Origin of the sequence: Luteolibacter yonseiensis, from assembly GCF_016595465.1 — a bacterium.
GTDB lineage: Bacteria > Verrucomicrobiota > Verrucomicrobiia > Verrucomicrobiales > Akkermansiaceae > Luteolibacter > Luteolibacter yonseiensis.
In genome coordinates, this window is the sequence record NZ_JAENIK010000011.1 from 463,403 (window position 1) to 480,526 (window position 17,124).

Annotated in this window: 13 protein-coding genes; 2 read left to right on the forward strand and 11 right to left on the reverse strand. The window is 59.6% G+C overall.

The features are described from left to right. Window positions 1-81: 81 nt before the first annotated feature. The 7 genes from JIN84_RS23405 to JIN84_RS11685 all read right to left on the reverse strand — a co-directional run bounded on the left by JIN84_RS23405 (window position 82) and on the right by JIN84_RS11685 (window position 9,476). Window positions 82-1,314, reverse strand: coding sequence for a HupE/UreJ family protein (locus tag JIN84_RS23405; protein ID WP_200351216.1), 1,233 nt, complete (start codon window positions 1,312-1,314; stop codon window positions 82-84). Between the two features lie 12 nt (window positions 1,315-1,326). Further along, window positions 1,327-1,758, reverse strand: coding sequence for a hypothetical protein (locus tag JIN84_RS11660; protein ID WP_200351217.1), 432 nt, complete (start codon window positions 1,756-1,758; stop codon window positions 1,327-1,329). A 136-nt stretch (window positions 1,759-1,894) separates the two neighbouring features. Next, window positions 1,895-2,992, reverse strand: coding sequence for a DNA polymerase III subunit beta (gene dnaN / locus JIN84_RS11665; protein ID WP_200351218.1), 1,098 nt, complete (start codon window positions 2,990-2,992; stop codon window positions 1,895-1,897). Between the two features lie 92 nt (window positions 2,993-3,084). Next, entirely contained in the window at window positions 3,085-4,518 is a 1,434-nt protein-coding gene (dnaA, locus tag JIN84_RS11670) for a chromosomal replication initiator protein DnaA (RefSeq protein ID WP_325099590.1), read from the reverse strand. Window positions 4,519-4,892: 374 nt separating this feature from the next. Then, window positions 4,893-6,554: a sodium:solute symporter gene (locus tag JIN84_RS11675; protein ID WP_200351219.1), complete on the reverse strand. Its 1,662-nt coding sequence runs from the start codon at window positions 6,552-6,554 to the stop codon at window positions 4,893-4,895. 64 nt (window positions 6,555-6,618) lie between these two features. Continuing rightward, window positions 6,619-7,923 carry a hypothetical protein gene (locus JIN84_RS11680; protein ID WP_200351220.1) on the reverse strand — a complete coding sequence of 435 codons (1,305 nt, stop codon included), beginning with the start codon at window positions 7,921-7,923 and terminating at the stop codon, window positions 6,619-6,621. Continuing rightward, window positions 7,920-9,476 (reverse strand): hypothetical protein, encoded by a 1,557-nt coding sequence (locus tag JIN84_RS11685; protein WP_200351221.1) that lies wholly within the window; start codon window positions 9,474-9,476, stop codon window positions 7,920-7,922. The genes JIN84_RS11680 and JIN84_RS11685 overlap by 4 nt, the downstream gene beginning before the upstream one ends. 116 nt (window positions 9,477-9,592) lie before the next feature. Between JIN84_RS11685 and JIN84_RS11690 the strand changes: the two genes are divergently transcribed. Next, a complete protein-coding gene (locus tag JIN84_RS11690; RefSeq protein WP_200351222.1) occupies window positions 9,593-10,417 on the forward strand; it encodes a rhamnogalacturonan acetylesterase in 825 nt (274 codons plus the stop codon). Between the two features lie 16 nt (window positions 10,418-10,433). On the opposite strand, the gene JIN84_RS11695 is transcribed toward JIN84_RS11690, so the two are convergent. Next, the gene (locus JIN84_RS11695) at window positions 10,434-11,039 is read right to left on the reverse strand and encodes a 3'-5' exonuclease (protein ID WP_200351223.1); all 606 of its coding nucleotides are present in this window, start codon (window positions 11,037-11,039) and stop codon (window positions 10,434-10,436) included. A 329-nt stretch (window positions 11,040-11,368) separates the two neighbouring features. Here JIN84_RS11695 and JIN84_RS11700 point away from each other — a divergent pair, with 329 nt between their 5' ends. Further along, the gene (locus JIN84_RS11700) at window positions 11,369-13,360 is read left to right on the forward strand and encodes an alpha-amylase family glycosyl hydrolase (RefSeq protein ID WP_200351224.1); all 1,992 of its coding nucleotides are present in this window, start codon (window positions 11,369-11,371) and stop codon (window positions 13,358-13,360) included. Between the two features lie 109 nt (window positions 13,361-13,469). On the opposite strand, the gene JIN84_RS11705 is transcribed toward JIN84_RS11700, so the two are convergent. The 3 genes from JIN84_RS11705 to JIN84_RS11715 all read right to left on the reverse strand — a co-directional run bounded on the left by JIN84_RS11705 (window position 13,470) and on the right by JIN84_RS11715 (window position 17,000). Further along, the gene (locus tag JIN84_RS11705; RefSeq protein WP_200351225.1) at window positions 13,470-14,363 is read right to left on the reverse strand and encodes a hypothetical protein; all 894 of its coding nucleotides are present in this window, start codon (window positions 14,361-14,363) and stop codon (window positions 13,470-13,472) included. Between the two features lie 110 nt (window positions 14,364-14,473). Further along, complete coding sequence (locus tag JIN84_RS11710; RefSeq protein ID WP_200351226.1) at window positions 14,474-15,670, reverse strand: glycoside hydrolase family 57 protein; 1,197 nt, start codon at window positions 15,668-15,670, stop codon at window positions 14,474-14,476. A gap of 34 nt (window positions 15,671-15,704) precedes the next feature. Beyond that, window positions 15,705-17,000: a glycosyltransferase gene (locus JIN84_RS11715; protein WP_200351227.1), complete on the reverse strand. Its 1,296-nt coding sequence runs from the start codon at window positions 16,998-17,000 to the stop codon at window positions 15,705-15,707. Between the last annotated feature and the right edge of the window lie 124 nt (window positions 17,001-17,124).

The window sequence follows — 17,124 nt, forward strand, 5'->3', positions numbered from 1 at the left end:
GGGAAACATTGTAAGGAGATCTTAAATGAATCGGGAAATTCCATCCCAGTGGTTCCGAAAACGTGCGCAATGACGACATTTTCACAACCGCTGAATGGCCCAGAACAATCCCAGAGCGGCGATCGAGAGGCAGGCTCCCACACGCAGCCGCGGATAGTAGGGAGTGCGGTAAAGCGGAAGGGTCGCGATCCATGCCAGGACGATGATCACGGCCTGTGCCGCTTCCACTCCCAGATTGGCGCTGAACAAGGCGATGAAAAAACCGTCACCGGGTTTCAGCCAGACGGAGAGGCTGCCTGCGAAGCCGAGGCCATGGATCAGGCCGAAGGAGAATACGATCGCGTGTCTGAGGATGGTGTTCCTGTTTCCAGCGGGTCGCAGGTTTTCGAGCGCGACCGCCACGAGGCTCAGTGCGATCAGCGGCTCCACCCAGCTTGCCGACACCCGCACCCATCCTGCCGCCGCCAGGCCAAGTGTGACGGTGTGGGCCAGGGTGAAAGCCAGCGACTGTGAAATCAGCGGGCGCCACCGCCGCCGGTAGAAGAACAGTCCCAGCACGAAGAGCAGGTGATCCAGTCCCTTGGGCAGGACGTGCGCGAAACCCTGCTGGAAGGCTTCGATCCATGATGCCCTGCCTGTCACGGGCGCGGGGCTCGCCACGGATTCGGGAGGCCGGGGGAATGGCAGGCTCTGGCCGGGAGCCAGCGTGAGGTAGCCTGATTCCTGGCCCGGAAGCTTGAGAACCAGGGACGGCCTGCCGCCTACGCTCCATGACATCTTGTCGGGCATTTCCAAAAAGCTGGAGGTGAGCCTCATCCGGAAATACGCGCCATCGTTCAGCAATTCCGGAAAATCCGGCGGACTCTTTGCGAAGTCGATGAATTCGACGCGCCACGTGACGGGTTTTCCGCCGGAGGTCAGGGTCAGGCACTCCCGCAGATAACGCTCCGACTCCAGCCTCAGCGGTGCCCATCCCGGTTCGCCGAGTTTGAGGAGCCAGTCACGGGTCGGGGCCGCGGTCGCTCCATCCCCCCGCCATTCGGGAACCGCGTAGCCCGCATCGAAAAGGACTTCGATTTCCCATGGATCATCATTTTTCCATTCCCCGAAAATCTGGGTGACCACATGACCGCGCGCGGTGGTGGCGAAGAGCAAGCAGATCAAAAAGTAGCGCCAGATCCAAGTCACGTTCCTGTCTGCCAGATTGGCGGGGGCAGGGAAATGAAAAGTGGCGGGAATCGGACCCTGCCTGGTCGGGCGACAGGACTCCTGCGGAAACAGGGCGGGGTTTGTTCCGCCATGGAGCCCGGACACGATGATGGACGGTTATGGCGGGTCGACCGGTCTGTCCCTCCGCGAATGCGCGTGCCAGTGTGGGAGCCCCCGAAGCGTGGTGATCAACCACGGGCTGAAGGCCAATGTGGCACCAAGCGCGATGGCGATCATGTTGATGAGCGGGGAGCCTTCACCCCTCGGGCCCTCGCCTCCGCCGGTTCGTATGAAATCGATGAACGCCATCGAGATCAGCATACCGAAGGTGATGGTGAGCAGGGCGGCGATGAGGACTGCCAAACGTGGATTTCCGCCGAGGCCGCCTTTCTTCAACAATGGGAAGGCCGCCGCCACCGCGGTTGATAGAAAAAACGTCAGCATCCTGATGTCGAATGCGCCGGAGCCGACGCTGCCGATCAGACCTGAGGTGGAAAGCAGGCACGTCAAAATGGCGGACGATGTGTAGGCGGTTTTGAAAGAGGGCATGATTGCTCCCTACAAACACCCCGGACCGTTGGATTTGTCTGCCCTCCCACCCCTGTGGGAAAATGCGGGAAGGCACAAAAAAGCGCCTGTCAGGAGACAGGCGCTTCTTGAAAAATCAGATTGGTTTTGGCCGACCTCAGTTCGTCACACGCATCGGCATGAGGACGTAGAGGAAGGTGCCTTCGATGCGGAGGACGCCGGGGCTCATCTCGTCGATGAGGTCGAGATAAACGTCGTTGCTGTCCAGCGCGCGGAGCGGGGCCTGAAGGAACTCGGGGTTGAAGGCGATCTGCATCGGCGGACCTTGGTAGATCACATCCATGGATTCCTGCGCCTCACCGACGTCCGGCGAGTTCGCGGTGACCTCGATGTGGTTTTCGCTGAAGACGAGCTTCACGGAGTTCGACTTGTCCGACGAAAGGAGGGACACCCGGCGGACGGTCTCGAGCAGGGCCTCGCGGGAGATGACGACGCGCTCGTTGCTGTCGCCCGGGATCACCTGGCGGTAGTTCGGATAGTTGCCCTCGATGAGCTTGCTGGCGAGCAGGCTGTCGCCCACGGTGAAGGAGATCTGGCTGTCGCTGAGTTTCACGATGACCTCGCCGGCATCGCCCAACAAGCGCTGGAGCTCCTGGACGGCTTTCGTCGGGATGATGACGTCGGTTTCGTGGGAGGCGGGGAATTCGAGATCCGCATCGACCATCGCGAGGCGGCGGCCATCGGTGGCGACGAGCGTCATTTTCCCATCGCGGAAGGAGGTGAAGATGCCGTTGAGCACGTAGCGGGTCTCGTCGGTGGAAATGGCGTAGGAGGTTTTCTTGAGTCCGTCGCGCAGGGTTTGCTGCGGGATCTTGAAAACCTTGGCCCCTTCGAAGTCGGGGAGTGGTGGGAATTCGGCCTCTCCAAGACCGATGATTTTGAAAAACGACGGACCGCTGCGGATGGATGCGTGGTTTTTTCCGTCCACCGAGATCTCCACCTCGCTGGATGGAAGTTCGCGGATGATGCTGACGAGCCGCTTGGCCGGCAGCGTGGTCGCTCCCTCTTTCTCAATCTGGGCCTCGACCGAGCCGGTGATGCCGACGTCCAGGTCCGTGGTGGTGAACTGGATGCGGCCATCCTTGGCCACAAGCAGGACGTTGGATAGGATCGGCAGGGTGGTGCGCGAACTGACGACGTGTTGGACTTTTTGCAAGCCGTCGAGGAATGCTTCCTTGGAGATGCGGAACTTCATAAAATGGGACCAGAGTAATTGCTAAGGCGTAGTGTCCGTTTTCACTGCGCCTTGGCAAGACTTCTGTTGAGATTCCCAAAAGTGATCCGCAATCAGCGCCGGAGCTGTGACTCGATGCGGGCGATGCTCTCTTTCAGCCCGGGCTCGTCGTCGATTTTCTCGCCCACCTTCTTGCAGGCGTGGATGACGGTGCCGTGGTCCCGGCCGCCGAAAGCCTCCCCGATCTCCATGAGTGATCCCTTGGTCAGCGAGCGGCTGAGATACATGGCTACCTGGCGAGGGAAGGCGATGCTCGCGGGACGGCGGCGGCTCGTCATGTCCGCGAGGCGGACGTCGAAATGCTCGGCCACGGCCTTCTGGATCGCGTCGATGCTGACCTGGCGGCTGGCTTCCTCGCGGATGAGGTCCTTGAGGAGGTGCTCGACCTTTTCCACGGTGACGCTTTCCCCGGCGAGCGAGGCGTAGGTGGCCACCCGCATGAGCGCGCCTTCCAGGCGGCGGACGTTGGTGCGGATTTTTTCCGCGAGGAACGTGAGGACGGACTCGTCCACGCGGACCTTCCAGTCGTGGGATTTCTTCTTGAGAATCGCCATCCGTGTTTCCATCTGCGGTGGCTGCATCTCGACCGTGAGACCGCATTCGAAGCGGGAGATGAGACGTGGCTCGAGGCTCTTGATCTCGCAGGCCGGGCGGTCGCAGGTGAGCACGACCTGGTTCCGGCCATCCAGCAGAGTGTTGAAAGTGTGGAAGAACTCCTCCTGCGAGCGCTCCTTGCCGGCGAGGAACTGCACGTCGTCGATGAGCAGGACGTCCGAACTCCGGTAGCGGCGGCGGAATTTCTCGATGTCCCCCCTGCGGACGGCGTCGATGAACTCGTTGGTGAATTTCTCGCAGGTCAGATAAATGACGCGCGAGCCGGGCTGGCGGCGCAGCAGCTCATGGCCGATGGCCTGCATGAGGTGGGTCTTGCCGAGGCCGGGGCCGCCGTAGATGAAGAGCGGATTGTAACCGACGCCGGATTTTTTGGCGACCGCCTCACATGCCGCGTGGGCGAACTGGCTGTTCGCTCCGACGACGAAGCTGGCGAAGGTGTGCGCCGGGTTCAGACCCGCCGCCTTGATGCGGCGGTCGAGCGCCTCGCCTTCGAGCGCCGCGGCTTTCGTCGGGCGGGCTTGGGAAATGTTGGGGGTCGGCGAGCCGTCTTCGGAGTGGTCGGTCACACCGGATTCCTCGCCCACCACCACACGTACTTCTCGGACATCCTCGAACACGCCGGTCACCGCCATGGTGAGTTCCGGCAGGTAGTTCGTCTCGATCCATACCTGATGGATTTCGCCAGGAACCGCGATGGTGCCGATGTCGTCTTCCACGCCGAGCCAGCGCGCGGCGCGGAACCAACGTTGGAATGCATCGTTGCTCACCATCACACGCAGCGATTCACAGACAGATTCCCAACCCCCGCTCGTCGTCAGGATTTCTCCAAACCCACCCTCCATCTCCTGTGTTAGCACGTCCTCCGATTCCATTATTTGATCAATCTTTTTAAAATTTCAAGCAAGCCACATTACGAACACCATCCCCCGGGTGGTGTGTTGCGGCTGGGTGGGGAGAATGGGCGGATTGTTTTACCCGGGGGAGATCTTTTTATCAGCTTCTAACAATTGGTCGCGGAGGTCCGTATTCCACAAGGGTTCCACGGAGAATATTTTTAAAAACTTGACCGTGATTTTATTACGGGTTCTTAAACTATTCCGAAAGCGGGCCAGCTGAATGACGTCTATATTGCTGTAAATAAATAGGTTGGAGTGTGACAAATTTGTCGCAAATCATGATGAGTGGCATGGCACGTCGTCCCGCCGCCCTTAGCCCACGAGTATCAAGGACATGCATCCGCCCGTCCTCAGCGTGCGGTGGCGGAGCGTGTCCGATCACTTTTGAAGCAGAGCGCGACGGCCACCGTGACGAGGGTTCCGGCCAGGATGCGCCAGGTGAATTTCAGCACGGGCATCCACTCGGGATTCTGATAGAGATCGATGTTCGGATCGCCCGTGAACATGCTCCATACGTCGTTGGGCAGGTCGCTGAGGACGGCCACGACCACGATGCCCGCGGTCATCGCGATGAGGTTGCCGATCTCGCTGCCGCGGTTCTTCGTGAAGAGCGCGACGATGAACACGCCGAGCAGCGCGCCGTAAGTGTAACCGAAGCTGCCCAGGATGATCGGGATGATGCTGAGGCTCGGATTGTGAGCCTTGACGAAAGCGGTGGCGAGACCGACCAAGATCAGGATCAGGGCGAATCCCACGGTGCTGAGCTTGATGATCCTGACACGGGCATTGTCATCCTCCGGCGTCTTGAACCAACGGAAGTGGAAGTCCCGCGAGTAGCTGGTGGCCAGCGAATTCATGGCCGTGCCGAGCGAACCCATGGTGGTCGCAAGCACGCCCGCGATCACGAGTCCCCGCAATCCGCCGGGCATCACATCCACGACGAAATACGGGAAAATCATCGAACTGTCGGGTTTCCCCCCTGCCATCGGAAGATTCGGATCGTTCGCGATGTGGCCATAATAGACCGAGAGCAGGATGCCGATGGTGAGAACGGCGTAGGTCACGGGAATGTCCGCGATGCCGGAAAGGATCGTCGCCACGGCGCTCTGGCGTTTGTTTTTCGCGGTGAGCATGCGCTGGACCATGTCCTGGTCGGTGCCGTGTGTGGCGAGCGTTACGAACAATGAGCCGAGGAAAGCCGCCCAGATGTTGTAGGAACTTTGCAGGACGCTTTTGACCTCGCCCCAGACCACTCCGTATTTTGCCACAAACTCCGGAGTGGGGGGCACATCGCCGCGGACCTTCCAGAAAATCAGATCCGTCGGCTTGCCGAGGTAGCTCTTCGCGCCTTCCCATCCGCCGGGGATGTGGCCCAGCAGGTACCAGACGGAAAAGCCGAGCGCGCCGAAGAGCACCGCGATCTGGAGGACGTCGGTCCAGATCACCGCCTTGATTCCGCCGACAGCCGTGTAGGCCGCGGTCATCAGCGTGATGACCAGCAGCGCGCCACCCGTCAGCCAGAACTGCTCCCAACTGTCCAGGGGCTGCCCCGGGTGGAGGCGGTTCCACATCACGATGAGCAGAAGCGTCGGCACCCACAGCCGCGATCCGCTGGCCAGCGAGCGGGTGATCAGGAAAATCACGCTCGCCATGCTGCGTGTCTTCGGGCCGAAACGGATTTCCAGAAACTCATAGATGCTCACCACGTTGTGTTTGTAGAATGCAGGGATGAACAACCCGCTCACCACCAGCCGGGCCAGCAGGTAGCCGATCATCAGCTGGGCGTACAGGTAGTTTCGTGACTCGAATCCCTCGCCAGGCGAACCGAAAAAAGTCCCCGCGCTGATTTCCGAAGCCAGGATCGATGCCAGCACCGCCCACCATGGGATGGATCTGCCGCCCAGCGCGAATTCAGACACATCCTTGTTCCGCCGGCTGAAATACACGCCGATTCCAATGATGATGGCGAAATAAATCCCGATGATGACCAGATCAAACCCTAGTGCCGACATGCCCGGATGCTACGGGCCGCGGCCGACGTTCCAAGCGGATTGTTGAGATCCCATCCGGTTGGCGCTATTTCCGCTTCTTCTCTTCCCACGAAGCCCGCCAGGACTTGACCGTTTCGAGGTAGGCGGGATCCTGGATCTGTGCGATGGCGGTTGCGGATTTTTCGGGATCGTTGAAAACCTCGAGATTGACCTTGGAATATTCCCCCAGGGCATGGTCGCGCCAGTAGCCGTCCTCCATTTCCTGAATCCAGCGCCATGCCTCTTCCGGTGCCTTGCGGATGTACGGCTCCACACCGCTGTGGAACATCCCGCTCGTTTCCTCGCGTGGCGGCAGGGTTGCCGCCCAGCCGGCGAGTTCGACGGGATCCGCTTTCTCCTCCATTCTCCGGACGGATTCCGCGGCGTTTTCATCCAGAAACTTCCAGTCCCCCGCGGCGACGAAATGATCCAGCGAGCCCCGGACAATTTCGGGGTTGTCGGAGAACTTCACAAGCCTTCCGGCAAAACGGTCGCGTTTGTCCGAAGGTATTTCCTGAATCTCTGAGAAAATTTCCCCGGCGCCGGGTGAATGTCCGGGTCTGAAGAGACGTGCCGACGCGACCGAAAGGTAATATTCCCCGAGGACGGTGTTGGGCGTCTTCAGCCGGTCCATCAGCTCCTCCTTGGTGAAATCCTGCGCCGCTTTTGTTATCATGACTGTTCCCAGTCCTTCCAGCGGCACTCCCTGACCTGCCTTTTCCTCGGCCAGATCCAGAACTTTCGTCAGGGCGTTGATGTCTTTCGCGCCCTGGAACGAAGCATTCAAGGCCAAGGCGAAATCCCCTCCTTTCATCTCACGAAGGTAGGAAAAATAGAGCTGCTGGTCGTGTTCGAACAAGGTGGCCGACCAAGCTTTCAGGAGTACCGCACTTTCCAAAATTCCGGGTTTCTTTTGCTGGATGAGCTTCCAGACCTCTTCCGTGCGGTTTTTGAAACTCTCGGCAAACGCACTGTGGAAATAAAAAGCCGCAGCATCCATCCTGCTGTTGGGATTGCGGCTCCATGACTCGGAAAACGCCGCCTTCAGGGCTCCTTCAAGATCCTTGTCCGCCCATTCCTTCAGCAGTTTGAGCTGCCAGTCCGTCCGCTCTCTCCGACCCCACTTTTTCGCGGCGACGGCATCCCAGGCGGCCTGATATTCCGCTACCGTCATGCTCCTTTTTGCCCGCTCGATCTGGTCTGGAGCCTCCCGTTCCATGGACTTTCCGGGCGGTGACGGCGCAAGTATTTCAGGTTTTTCCGTGCCGGACCATTTCCCGGCAGAGAAGGCGCTTAAGAATGCCGCCAGCCCGACGCAGAGATGTGCGGCGATTTTGTATGGCGGTTTCATGGCTGATTCAGGAGTTTCCCCGCTTCGACGGACAGTTGTGAAAAGCCACCTTGCGCGATGCTTTTCAATGCCCGGGTTTTGTTCGCGCCCGTTGGCAAGGTCTTGATCCACTCGAGATAGGAGGTGCCGTAAGCGTGGATCCGGGCGTGGGATTTCCTGTCCCAAGCGTCCTGCAACGAAGCCTGCAACCCATCGTCTCCCGTGGTGTCCACGCTTTCCGTCAGTCTGAAAAAAGCATCAGGGTTTATATTGTTGCTCCAAGCGCGGGCGGCATCCGCCTTCTGTTTCTCCTGTTCCTTGGGCGGCATGCCGGTTAACATGCCCAATGCGGCGTGCGGATTTTCCTCCGCCAGAGTCCGGAACAACTGGCTGTCGTATGCGGAGCGGTAGTCTCCCGGATCGACGGTATTGGCCTTTGCGAGTTTCAAGACTTCGCCGACGTCGAGGACTCCGTGACGGAAGCCAAACAGGGAGTCGTCGTCACCGCCGTCGGCATTGAAGCAGTTGCGGAGAGAATTCCGGATCATTCCGTCCGCGATCCATTCCTCGTCCTTTTTTTTCACAGTGCCGGGTGCCGTCCAGGAATAATAGTTTTCCCAAACTTGTTGTTTTTTTGCCTCTTTTTCCAAGGTCCCCAATTCCCGCATGAGGCCGAGCCGCTGGTGGAGTGTGATTCCCGGGATGATGCTGTCAGACGAGCCGAACACTCCTGACGCCATGGCTTCCCGGATTTCCTGAGAAAGTTCTCCGTTTTCCCATTTTGTCATGATCCATTCTCCACCGCTGGAGCCTTCCATACGCGCCGCGATTGCCGCCATCGCAGCGGCGGAGGATTTTGGATCCAGCGCGGCGAGCAATTCATCCCGGCGTTCGACCGGCCATTCCTTGCCGAGCTCCCCGCCGGCTTGCCCGCTCTCGAAAAACACCGGAGATGTCTCCCTCAACTGTTTCAGTTCCTGCATCGAGCCGCGTTTCGCGAGATCCTTCGAAATGACGGGAGTCAGCAGGTCGACGAGTTTCCCTGCTCCGGAGATGGCGTCCATCAATGCCGGCAGGCCGTGCTTTTCGAGGTATTTTCCGGCGAAATCGTTGAAGAAGACATTGGCCACCATGCGCGAGTTTCCTCCGTAGGCGTAGCCCCTCCCCACAAAGGTAAAGGCGGCTTGGGGATCATGATCGATCCATTGGCTGAAGAGAGCTCCCAGTGTGGCCAACTGGTCGACTCCCTGAGCCGCACCCATCGCAGGGGAATATTCCGCCAGCAACTTCTGGAAATCCGCCGCCGGATCCGCGGAGACCGGCAGGGTTTTGCTGATTTCATTGAAGCGGTCTGTTATGGAGCCCTTGGCGGGCGACGACGGGGATTTGTGTTTTTGAACAAAGGCATCGAGCAAATCCTCCCCACCGGGCCTGGCCGGTTTGACGGGTGCGATTTCCTTGGAGACGATCTGTTGCGGCCCACCGTGTTTCGGCCTCGCGATCCATCCGGCGGTCCCGCCGATGGCGGCCACCGTGATATAGGAAAGCCATTTCGCCGGGAGGGCATCATTCATCTTCGAAGCCCTATCAGGCGGCTTGGAAACCGCCAGTAAGAAATCGGCCGCCGGGAGTGCTGCTGTCACCCGTTCATGGGATGGACTTTATTTTCTTCCACCCATTTATTCATGCCATGCGAAATTCCGCCGTTTTCACCCGCCGTACCTTGTTGGGAATGGTCGCCGCGCTACTGGTCCTGCCTCTTTCGGCCGAGGACGAGCGGCCCATCGAAAAAGACGGGCCGAAAGAAAAGACGGTTTCCAACAATCTGCCCACCCTCTGGATCGCGGGTGACTCCACGGTGAAATCCAACGCTCCCATGCGCGGCTGGGGGCAGGATCTCGGGACGTTTTTCGACTCCACGAAAATCAATGTCGTCAACAAGGCCATTGGCGGGCGTTCCTCGCGGACGTTTTTCACGGAAGGCCGCTGGAACGAGATACTCGACGCTCTCAAGCCGGGGGATTTCGTCATCATCCAGTTCGGCCACAACGATGTGGGTCCTCTCGACGCCCGGGGGAAATTCCGTGGCTCGGTGAAAGGAATCGGCGGGGAAACGGAAAAGGTCGTCAAGCCGGATGGCAGTGAGGAAGAAGTCCGCAGCTACGGGTGGTACCTGCGGGAGATGGCCCGCTCCGCCCGGGAGAAAAAAGCCCGGGTCATCCTCTGCTCGCCTGTTCCCCACAAGAAGTTCGACGGCGGGGGGAAGTTCGTCCGCGACTGGGCGGAATTCCGGGGATGGGTGGAGGCTTGCGCGAAAGCCGAACACGCGGCGTATGTCGATCTGGCGGAGATCATCGCCACCGAGTATGACAAGCTGCCCCAAGCCACCGTCGAAAGCTACTTCGCCGACAAGGGCACGCACACCAACGCGGAAGGTTCTCTGGTCAATGCGAAGGCCGTGGTGTCGGGACTGCGGGGCATTCCGACTTCCCCGCTGGACCGATATCTGAAATAAGGAACCTCAACGGAAATCAGTTTCCTCCCGCTTCCCGCAGGGCGTGGAAGACCTTGATCGCCGCGTAGGCGTCGTTCGCCGCGTAGACCAGCTGGCTCTCGGACAGCTCTTTTGCCGCCCAGTTGGAGGTGGTCACGGATTTGGATTTCCTCAGCCTGCGGTTGAAGTAAATCGCGATGGCGGATTTGGCACCGATGGGGTTGCGGTAACCCATTTGCTTGAACGAACGATCCAGGTCGATGATCGACGCCGGGCGGATGCCGAAGCGTTGGGAAATCTGGTGGAGGTCCCCTCCGAGGCCGAAGCCGATCTTGATGAGTTTGTCGGATTTCAAGAGTTCGATGATGGCCGGCCGGCTCGCGTCCACATGGGATTGGAAAATGAACGCTTCCGAAAGGGTGGAAAACTGCAGGACATGGGGGCCTTCCGATTTTTGGCCCTTGAGAAAAGTGGGTTTTGATTCGGTATCGAAACCTACCTCACCTGTCTGCATCAGTTTCTCGATCGCGTGCGCCGCTGATTCGGCGTCCTTCACCACGTGGATTTGGCCGGGGCCGAGCCCCTCGAAGGGTTCCAATCCGGCGATGTCGATTTTGGAGGGTGGCGTTTTTGGATCGATCATTGGGATTGGCTACCGGATGTTTTGGCGAGGTCTGTCGTGCCGGGTGGTCGATCCGGGGGCCTTCGGCTTCCTTGTCAGGATTCCTACACGTTTATTTCGCCAAAGGCAAACCGCTTGAACAAACGGCGCAAGTTTTCCCGGATTCCGCGTCGATGGGGCGGCCTTTGAACAAATCGGGGAGTCAGTGCGGATCGCGTTTCCGCTGTTGGGGATGGGTAGGAAGTCAGGCCCGAACCCCCGGGAGACGGAATCGATTCCCGGAAACCTCTGCCGGGAAATGGTCCGATTTGGCTTCCCGCGCCGCGGTGGAACCGGCAACCTCAGGCGTAATGACCGACAAACCACAGCTTGTCCTCGACGATCCCTGGCTCGAACCGCACCAAGCCACCATCGAGCGCCGGATGCGGCAGTTTTCCGAAGCGCTGGAGGAGATCGGGAAAAGCTCCCGGTCGCTCGCCATCCACGCCACAGGTCACAAATACGTCGGCATCCATTTCCACCCGGCCACGAAAACCTGGACGGTCCGCGAGTGGGCGCCGGCGGCGCGGAGCGTCTCGCTCATCGGGGATTTCAACAACTGGAACCGCGAGGCCCACCCGCTCGCCTCCTCGGGCACCGGCGTCTGGACCCTCGAACTGCCGGGAGACGCGCTCGCCCACGGGCAAAAAGTAAAACTCCACATCCACGGCGCGGATGGCTCGCGGCGCGACCGCATCCCTGCGTGCATCCGCCGGGCTGTCCAGGATCCCACCACGCATGATTACTCCGGGCAGATCTGGAACGCGCCCGTGCCTTATGTCTGGAAAAACGAATTCGATCCCGCGGTCATCACCACTCCCTTGATTTATGAATCCCACGTCGGCATGGCGGGTGAGGAACCGAGGTTGCACACCTATCGTGAATTCGCGGATTCCGTTCTGCCCCGCGTCTCCCGGCTCGGCTACAATACGGTGCAGCTTATGGCGGTCCAGGAGCATCCTTATTATGGTTCCTTCGGCTACCACGTCTCGTCGTTCTTCGCGCCGTGCTCGCGTTTCGGCACGCCGGAGGATTTGAAATATCTCATCGACACCGCGCACGGCCTCGGCATCGCTGTGCTGCTTGATGTGGTCCATTCCCACGCGGTGAAAAACATGGCGGAGGGGTTGAACAACTTCGATGGGTCCGGACACCAGTATTTCCACGACGGCCCTCTGGGTGACCATCCGGGCTGGGATTCGAAATGTTTCGATTATGGCCGCCCGGAAGTCCGCCAGTTCCTCTTGTCCAACATCCGGTACTGGCTGGAAGAGTTCCGTTTCGACGGCTTCCGCTTCGATGGGGTCACCTCCATGCTCTACTACTCTCGCGGGATGAAATCCTTCGGCAGCTATGACGACTATTTCGGCGGCGACGCGGACGAATCCGCCATCCTTTATCTGAAGCTCGCCAACAAGCTCATCCAGGACCTCAAGCCCGGAGCCATCTCCATCGGTGAGGACATGTCCGGCATGCCGGGCCTGTGCCGGCCGATCGCGGATGGCGGCCTCGGCTTCGGCTACCGCCTCGCCATGGGCATCCCGGATTACTGGATCAAGCTTCTCAAACACAGCCGCGACGAGGAATGGGACATGGGCGAGCTCTGGGGTGTCCTGGCGAACCGACGTCACGGCGAGGCCACCATCGCCTACGCGGAAAGCCACGACCAGGCCCTCGTCGGTGACAAGACCCTCGCATTCTGGCTGATGGACAAGGAGATGTACTGGCACATGAGGAAGGAGGACGCCCACCCGGTCATCGAGCGCGGCATCGCGCTCCACAAGCTCATCCGCCTTGTCACCCTTGTTCTCGGCGGAGAGGGCTGGCTCACTTTTATGGGCAACGAATTCGGCCATCCCGAGTGGCTGGATTTCCCACGCGCAGGAAATGACTGGTCCTACCACTACTGCCGCCGCCAGTGGTCGCTTGTTGACAATCCCGAGCTGAAATATGACTGGCTTGCCGCTTTCGACCGCCAGCTCATGGAGTTTGCGAGGAACACCAATCTCCTGGCCGCTCCTCCGGCACAGGATCTCTATATCGACAACGAACGAAAAATCATCGTCGCGGAACGGGCGAATCTCATCTTCGTTTTCAACTTCTCAGTGGAAAACTCCGTCTTCGGTTACCCGGTGCATGTTCCGGGTCTGGAAACCCGCGAGCTGGTGTTGGATACCGATCAAGCGGACGCCGGTGGCCATGGACGGGTGGATCATTCGTTCGACTACCCGGTGAACGGGGATGGACAGATGTTGGTTTACACCCCCTCACGCAGCGGACTGGTCTATGCCCGGAAAATCTGACCGGCGGGAATGAACGTCACCCTGGTCCGCTGCCACGACTGCGGAGCAGGATGATCCGTGAGAAATGTGCGTGTCCCATGTCCCCTTGAGTTGGGGAGTTCCACCGCGTTCAGCGCTGATAGATCCTGATCGGCGAGCTCTTGCCCTCCGCCACGGTGTAGATGCTTTTCCCGTCCTTGGAAAATGCCACGGACTCCGCCTGTCCGAGGTGATGTGGAGCAAGCGCGGCCGGCTGGCGGGCGAAGGCGTCCGCCCAGCTTTCCTTCGGCTGGCGGGGAAACAGGAAAACGGTGTGGTAGGTGACGACGGCGGCGAGGGAATTGTCCGCCGAGATGTCGAGACCGCAGGGTTGGTCCTGATAAGGCAGGATCGTGGTGACGGTGGGTTTCACCGATGTGGTTCCGATCTTTTTCGCCACCAAGGTTCCCGCTTTCTCCGACGGACGCAGCGGCAGTTCATAAACTTCGGGAGGCTTGGTACGCTTGCTGATGAGCAGGATTTTACCGGCCTGTGTGTCCACTCCCACGGATTCGCAATCCCGGGGGCCCCCTTCGTATTGGAATTTGATTTTCCAAACGGCCGCTGCGGTGGCGTCGAGGGATTTGCCATCGGCGGGGAGGGCGGGCTCCCGCAGGATGTGGAGCGTGCGGTCCTTGCGCTTGGAGTCGTTGTCGCCGGTGTCCGCGACCAGAAGGTAGTTTTTCCCGTCCAGGGTGAATGAATCGAGATCCTCCCAATCCACGTTTTTCGCATCCTTCAGGGTGACCTTGCCCCGGTAGGTCCCGTCGGTGGTGGTGAGGTGGATGTCCGGTGTGCCGCCGCTGTCATTGATGATCCACATGAAACCGGGATCTGCGGATGAGATGGCGAGTCCGCTGGCTTCCTTGATGGGGGAGGGCTGGAGCTTGTGATTTCTTTCCAGCAAACGGAACTCCGGTGCCTTTTCCGCAGCATGGGCCGTGACGACGAATGCGAGAGCTGCGATCCAGTGCCGGATTTTCATGGTGGAAAGCTTGGTGGCTGGCGGGGCGGGGGCAAGCTGAATGTGCCTTGTAAAGCGCGGGGCGTCACCGCCCGCCCGCCGGACAGACCGAACGTGAATTCCGGGCTCCATCAGGACAGAGCCTTTTGTTCCTGGGCGCGGCGGAGGCGGATCTGGAGATCCGCCAGCACGTTCATGAAATAAATGTAGGCGTCGTAAGGGCTGGGGTAGGGCGTGAAATAGGAGTGCACGCTGCCGTCGGTTCCGCCTTTGGTGGACATCCAGTAAAAGTGGTCCGAGGTCTGCATCTTCGCCCAGGTATCCGTCAGATCGGGATCGTTCACGGCGAGGATCTGCTGTTCGAGGCGGTGGACCTTGGCGATGGCCTCCTGCTGCATGACATTTCCCATCCATGCGGAGAGGTCCCGTTCGGCATCCGCCCAGGAGGTGATGCGCTCGCTGCCATACTCGCGGGAGGCGCGGTAGAGCTCGACGGCTTCGGAAGGGGTGACCCATTGCAGACCGGCCTCCTCCACGGCGTCGGGCAGGTTTTCCCAGAATTCGAAGATACCCGTTTCATCCCACTGATGCTCGCCGATGGATTCGTAATCCATGAAGAGGTTCACCACGTCACCCTCGCATCCGGCGAGCCAGCCGGCGAATTTCCCGGGCGTGAGCGGATGTTCGGGCCAGTTCGGGTCGGAGAAACGGAAACCGAGATCGTCCGAAAGCGGAATGTTCCTGAGCAGCGTCTTGATTCGGGCGGTGGTCGGGGCGCGGTAGAGGAAATTGGCGGATTGGCCGTTGAGATTGCGCTCCACGCCCTCGGCGATGATGCCGTCGAAGCCCATGGTTTCCGCCTTGGCCGCGATGGCGTCGTTGTAGATCAGCTCCGTGTTCCGGAAAACCCGGGGACGGACGTGGAAGACTTCCTCCAGCTTCTGCAGATGCAGTTCCACCTGGCGGTCGAACTCCTTGTTCGAGTGGACGAAAGACAGCGAGTGGTAGTAGGTCTCCGCCAGCAGTTCGACACTGCCGGAGGCGACGAGTTCCTTGAACGACTCCAGCACGTCCGGGCGGTAGCGTTCCATCTGCTCGATGACGGTGCCGCTGATGGAGAGGGCCATGCGGAAGCGTCCGTCGTTTTTTTCCACCAGTTTCCGGAACATCCGGTTCGCGGGCAGGTAGCATTTGTCCGCCACCTTTCCGAGGATCTCGCGGTTCATCGCCTCATCCTCGTAGACGGCGTTTTCGCCGATCTTGAAGAAGTCGTATGACAGCAGTCGGTTCGGTTGATGAACCTGGAAGTAAAGGCAGACGTCAGGCATTGGATTTTTTTTGGGAAGGGACGGATCACGTTGTCTAACAGATCAGTTCCTCGTAAATTTTCATCACTTTGGCCGCGGCTGCATCCCATGTGGAGGCGGCGATGTCGAGCTTGGCTTGCTCGATCACCCGCGCCCTGAGATCATCGTCGGTCAGGAGATCATTGATGTGTCTGGCCATCAGCTCCACGTCCCAGTAGTCGGCTTTCAGCGAGCCCTTGAGAACTTCGGCGACGCCGGACTGTCTGGATATGACCGCCGGAATGCCGAATTGCGCGGCCTCGAGCGCGGACAGGCCGAAGGGTTCGGAAACGGAGGGCATGCAGTAGACGTCCGTCATGGAGAGGAGGTCATTGACTTTCTCCTTGTCGAGGAATCCCGTGAAATGAAAGTGGGCGCCGAGTCCGCGGAACGCGCCGGACTCGATGAGAGGCCGCAGTTTCTCCCCCGTGCCGGCGACGACGAATCTGACATTGGGGTTCCGGGCGATGACGCGTGAGGCGGTTTCGAGGAAAAACTCCGGACCTTTCTGGGAGGTCAGGCGACCGAGGAAAAGCACGAGCTTTTCCGGAAATTTCTTCTTTGTCTCGAACGCTTCGACCGGGTCCGCGCCGTTGTGGACGGCGTGGATTTTCTCCGGATTGATGCCGTAGTGGGTGGCGATGATCTCTCCGGTGTAGCGGCTGACGGGGATGATGCGGTCCGCCTCGTCCATGCCGTATTTTTCCAGGTCGTAGATCCAGCCGCGGGCGTCGGCCCCGGCGCGGTCGTATTGCAGGGCGTGCACGTGGACGACGAGGGGCTTGCCGGTGGCTTTTTTCACCTCCACACCCGCCAGGAAGGTCATCCAGTCATGGGCGTGGATGATGTCGAATGGTTCCAGCAGCGCGAGTTTCGCCGCGACTTTTGAGAATTCGATGACCTTGCCGCCGAGGTCCGGACCGTAGAGCTCGCCCGTCTTGAAGGAGGCGAGCTGCTGGACCGTGGTTTCGGAAAAGATGGCTTCGCTGATGGCGGTGGGAGTGATTTTCGTGGGCGAATCCGGTTCGCTGTTGTTGTACGGATCGAGGAACAGTGGAACATTGCGCACCTGAGCGAAGCTTTCGTAGCGGTAGCGGTTCTCGACCGACGACAGCTTTTCAATCGTCAGTTGATTGAGCCCGCGCAGCTCGAAATCCCGGAAATCCGACTCCGGCGAGGACTTCGGGACGACCACCGTGAGATCGACGTGTTTGGCAAGAGCGCGTGTGAGACCGAGGCATGCGATTCCCAAGCCTCCATTGATGAGAGGAGGGAATTCCCAACCCAGTTTGAGAACACGCAATCGTTTCATTTCTAAAATCTTAACTTTATCCGCCTTTGTTGATCGTCGGGATGACTGTGCCTTGTTTCCTGTCCTAAGCAAGTGTCGGGCCAAGATGTGTCACGCGGGATTTGGCTGATCTCCGCCGCTTCGG

Bases quoted from the DNA above. Each gene is read 5' to 3' on its own strand.
- JIN84_RS11690 (WP_200351222.1), top strand. From the start codon at position 9,593: ATGCGAAATTCCGCCGTTTTCACCCGCCGTACCTTGTTGGGAATGGTC.
- JIN84_RS11685 (WP_200351221.1), bottom strand. From the start codon at position 9,476: ATGAATGATGCCCTCCCGGCGAAATGGCTTTCCTATATCACGGTGGCC.
- dnaA (WP_325099590.1), bottom strand. From the start codon at position 4,518: ATGGAATCGGAGGACGTGCTAACACAGGAGATGGAGGGTGGGTTTGGA.
- JIN84_RS11710 (WP_200351226.1), bottom strand. From the start codon at position 15,670: ATGCCTGACGTCTGCCTTTACTTCCAGGTTCATCAACCGAACCGACTG.
- JIN84_RS11715 (WP_200351227.1), bottom strand. From the start codon at position 17,000: ATGAAACGATTGCGTGTTCTCAAACTGGGTTGGGAATTCCCTCCTCTC.
- dnaN (WP_200351218.1), bottom strand. From the start codon at position 2,992: ATGAAGTTCCGCATCTCCAAGGAAGCATTCCTCGACGGCTTGCAAAAA.
- JIN84_RS11695 (WP_200351223.1), bottom strand. From the start codon at position 11,039: ATGATCGATCCAAAAACGCCACCCTCCAAAATCGACATCGCCGGATTG.
- JIN84_RS11660 (WP_200351217.1), bottom strand. From the start codon at position 1,758: ATGCCCTCTTTCAAAACCGCCTACACATCGTCCGCCATTTTGACGTGC.
- JIN84_RS11700 (WP_200351224.1), top strand. From the start codon at position 11,369: ATGACCGACAAACCACAGCTTGTCCTCGACGATCCCTGGCTCGAACCG.
- JIN84_RS11680 (WP_200351220.1), bottom strand. From the start codon at position 7,923: ATGAAACCGCCATACAAAATCGCCGCACATCTCTGCGTCGGGCTGGCG.
- JIN84_RS11705 (WP_200351225.1), bottom strand. From the start codon at position 14,363: ATGAAAATCCGGCACTGGATCGCAGCTCTCGCATTCGTCGTCACGGCC.
- JIN84_RS11675 (WP_200351219.1), bottom strand. From the start codon at position 6,554: ATGTCGGCACTAGGGTTTGATCTGGTCATCATCGGGATTTATTTCGCC.